Genomic DNA, 4,182 nt, shown 5'->3' on the forward strand with positions numbered 1-4,182 from the left:
GGGCGGTTGAGGTAGCCGCGGGTGATGCCGGTGCCGCCGATGTGCAGGTGTCCGGGGATGCCCTGGGGGAGCGGGTTGAGGTCCTCGTCCAGGATGAGGACGCGGGCGCCGGGGATGGGCCTGCCGATCGGGACCGTGGGGCCCGCGAAGTCCGTCGGGCACGGGTGGAAGGTGCTCCAGACGGTGGCCTCGGTGGGGCCGTAGTCGTTGTACAGGGTCGCCGACGGCAGCATCGTCGCGTGCTGGGCCACGACGTGCGGCGGCAGCACCTCGCCGCCGACCGAGATGTCCCGCAGGCTGCGCAGGTCGCGCGGGCAGAGCGACAGCAGCACCTCGTACTGCGAGGGCACCGCGTCGAAGTGCGTGGCGCACTCCAGGTTGATCAGCCGGCCCAGCCGGCGCGGGTCGTGCACGGTCATCGCGTCCGGCAGGACCAGCCGCCCGCCCGCCGCCAGTGTCCAGTACAGCCCCGCCGCCGCGCCGTCGAACGTGAACGGGACCGGCAGGCAGTAGATGCCGGGGTTACTGCGGCCGCACGACCACCTGGCCGCGGTGGCGCAGGCCAGGTTGCCGTGGGTGACCAGCACGCCCTTGGGGGTTCCGGTGGAGCCCGAGGTGTAGATGACGTAGGCGAGGTTGTCCGGACGCACCGGGACGTCGGGGTCGGTGCTCTCGCCCTCGAACGTGTCCACCTGGATGACGGTGGTGCCGTCCGGCACCGCCTGAGGGTGGTGGGTATGGGCGAGCAGCACCTCGATGCCGGCGTCGGCGAGGATGAACTGCTGCCGCTCCGGCGGGTGGTCCGGGTCCAGGGGGACGTACGCCGCGCCGGCCTTGAGCACGGCCAGCAGGGCGACGACGGTGTGGGTGGTGCGGTCGGCAATCACGCCGACCCGCTTCTCCGGGCCCGCGCCCAGCTCGCGCAGGCGATGGGCGAGCCCGTTGGCGCGGCCGTCGAGGGCTCCGTACGTCAACTTGTCCTCACCGGCCACGACCGCCACGGCGTCGGGGTGTTCGGCCGCCCGCTCCTCGATCATCCGGTGCACGAGGCGCGGTTCCCCGTCCGCCGGTGGGCCCTCGGGCCAGTCCCGGGTGAGGCGGGCCTGCTCGGCGGGGGTGAGCATGGGCAGCGCCGACAGCACCCGGCCCGGCTGCTCGGTGGCGGCCTCGGTCAGGGTGCGGAGGTGGGTGAGCAGGCGTTCGGCGGTGGTCGTGTCGAACAGGTCGCTCGCGTAGTCGAGCCGTACGGACAGGTCGCCTTCGGGGGTGGTCGTAAGGCGGAGGGTGAGGGCGGTGGCCGACGGGGGGACCGTGGTGTCGAGCTCGCGCCACTCCAGGACTCCGTAGGTCGCCGGGGGCGTGGGCCGCTCGTGCAGGAAGCGCACCTGGAAGAGGGGCGGGGCGTCGGGGAGGGGGCGCAGTTCGTCCACGAGCTGTTCGAACGGGGTCGCGCCGTGCTCCTCCGCCTGCCTGCGCGCCCGCCCGACCTGGTCCACGAGGGCGGCGAACGTGGGGTCGCCGGTGAGGTCGGCCCGCAGGACGACCGTGTTCTCGAACGGGCCGAGCGCGCCGGCCCAGCCGTCGGGGCGGCCGGGCAGGGGGAGGCCGACGGCGAGGTCGCGCTGGCCGCCGTACCGGGACAGCACGGCCAGCCAGGCCGCGAGCAGCACATCGTCCACCTCGTCCACCTCGTCCACCGCTCGCAGGCGAGCGGTGAGGGTGCTGGGAACCTGCCAGCGGTGGCCGGCCATGGGATGCGCGTGGCCTCCTGGCCGCCCGCGGTCGGCGGGCAGGCTGAGGTCGGGCAGATCACTGAGGCGCTGCCGCCAGTGATCCAGGTCGCGGGCGGCCGCCCGGGTGGCCAGCCACTCGCGCCGGTGCGCGGCGAAGCCGGCGTAGGAACCGCTGGCCGGCCCAGGCTCGCCGGTATCCGCGGACGCGTAGGCGCGGGCCACTTCGTGGGCGAACAGGCCGATGGAGGTGCGGTCCATCACCAGCGCGTGTGCCGTCACGGCCAGCACGTGCCGGCCGGGCGCCCGCCGTACCAAGGAGACCCGGACGGGTGGCGGCGTGGCCAGGGCGGACAGTTGCGCCGTCTCCCTGGCGACCAGCCGCCCGATCTCCCTGTCCTGCTCGCCGGGCCCGAGACCCGACACGTCCACGAGCGGCACGCTCACCCACGCCGCGCCCGCGCCCGTCCCGCCGCGCAGGATGTCGTGGCGCCCGGCCACCACCCTGACGGCCTCCTGCAGCAGGCCCCCGTCCAGTTCGCCGTGCACCTCGAAGAGGCCGGCGGACGGGGCCCTGGTGCGGATGGCGGTGTCGCCGGTCATCGGCGCTGCCCCTCGGCGGAGCCGGCCAGCAGCTTGATCGCGCTGGGCGGCTTGAGCTGCCCCCGCTCGATGAGGAACGAGAGCGAGTCGTGCATCCACTTCTCGTCGATGTCGGGGGCCGTGATGTCCGTGCCCTCCTGCGCCGACAGCGTGTGGGCGCACTCCAGCCGCGGGTCGAGCTTGAGATGGTCGTCCCACCGCATGGGCAGTCCGGCCTCGCCGCTCTCGTACAGGAACAGCACGGGCAGCAGCGGGTAGATCGGGTGGCCGGGGCTGACCCGGCGGGCCCGCTCGACCGCCTCGCTGAAGGGCACGACCTCGAACTCGTAGCCGTAGGACCGGACCCAGTCGTAGGTGGCCATCGTGGGGATCGCGTCCACGTTCCAGAGGTGGAAGATCTCCCCGATCGACTTCTCCTGCATCGTGATGTGCACGAAGGTCTTGCTGGCGTAGTCAACGGTGGTGCAGTTCAGCACCTCGTCGTACTCCGGCAGGATGCCGAGCTCCAGGAAGCCGCGCAGGCCGACGAGGATGTAGTCGGTCTGGTGGCAGGCGCCCGTCTCCGTGTGCCCCATCATGATCGACGGGCGGAAGATGGTCGTCGGGACGCCACGCTCCTTGGCCAGCTCGACGATCTTCTCGGAGATCCACTTCGTCTGCGGGTAGCTGAACGGCACGTGCGGCGGCAGTTGCGGCAGCGGGTCCTCCAGGAAGGGCCGCGGCATGTGCGAGCCGACGAGCACGTCGATCGTGGACACGAAGTGCACGATCTTCACCTTCGTCGTGCAGGCCAGGCGCAGCACCTCGACGGTGCCGTACACGTTCGGGCCCTTGAGCACCGAATACGGCCAGACGAAGTTGACCAGCGCCGCGTTGTGGTAGATCGAGTCGATCTTGCCGGCCAGGTCGGTGAACGCCTTCTCCGACAGGCCGAACCGCGGCTCGGACAGGTCGCCGACGACCGGCTTGACGCGCGTGCGGAACTTCTCGTCCCAGTCGACCTTGAACGTCTCCGCGGTCCGCTTGAGCCGGTCGATCGCGTTCTCCGGGCTGGAGGCCCTGACCAGGCAGTGCACGTCGGCGCTGGTCTGCTCCAGGATCTGCTCCAGGATGAAGATGCCCAGGTAGCCGGTCGCGCCGGTGAGGAAGACGCCCGACGGGTCCATGATGTCGGCCATCGGCAGGCCGTCCGGCTTGATGTCGGGGTCGAGCTGGATCTCCGACAGCATCGTCGCCGGGTCGCGCGAGTCCTGCAGCCCCTGGTAGCCGCCCTTCCAGAACAGCTCGATCGTGCCGGCCACGCCCTCGACGGTGGGCTGCGTGAACAGCAGCGGCAGCGGCAGGTCCACGCCGTAGAGCCCGGCGAGGATGGCACCGACCCGGGCGATCAGCAGGGAGTTCCCGCCGAGCTCGAAGAAGTCGTCGTTCCTGCCGACGCGCTCGATGCCCAGCGACTCGCCGAACGCCTGCGCCACCTCCCGCTCGACCTTGGTCTGCGGCGCCTCGTAGGGCGCGCTGCGGCGCTGCTGCTCGTCCGGCGACGGCAGAGCCTGACGGTCGACCTTGCCGTGCGCGGTGAGGGGCAGTTTGTCGAGGAAGACGTAGGTGGCGGGGAGCATGTAGTGCGGCAGGCTCGCCAGCAGGTGGGTGTTCAGGTCCTCACGGCTGATGGCCTCGGCCCTGGTGATGAGGTACGCGATGAGCCGCGGGTCCCCCGGCCTGCTCTGATCGGCGATGACGACCGCGTTGGCGATGGCGGGGTGGTTCTGGAGGGTGGTTTCGATTTCGCCGAGTTCGATGCGGTAGCCGCGGATTTTGGTCTGGGTGTCGGTGCGGCCGAGGAATTCGA

General features: G+C 71.5%; 2 protein-coding genes. Both read right to left on the reverse strand.

The annotated features are described in order from the left end of the window. On the reverse strand, positions 1-2,333 hold a 2,333-nt coding region (locus C4V41_RS60415), incomplete at its 3' end, for a non-ribosomal peptide synthetase (protein ID WP_146104308.1). After that, positions 2,330-4,182, reverse strand: a 1,853-nt coding sequence (locus C4V41_RS60420) for a thioester reductase domain-containing protein (RefSeq protein WP_146104309.1), incomplete at its 5' end; no start/stop codon positions are given. The genes C4V41_RS60415 and C4V41_RS60420, both read right to left, overlap by 4 nt.

Origin of the sequence: Nonomuraea solani (assembly GCF_900108335.1) — a bacterium.
GTDB classification, from domain to species: Bacteria; Actinomycetota; Actinomycetes; order Streptosporangiales; family Streptosporangiaceae; genus Nonomuraea; species Nonomuraea solani.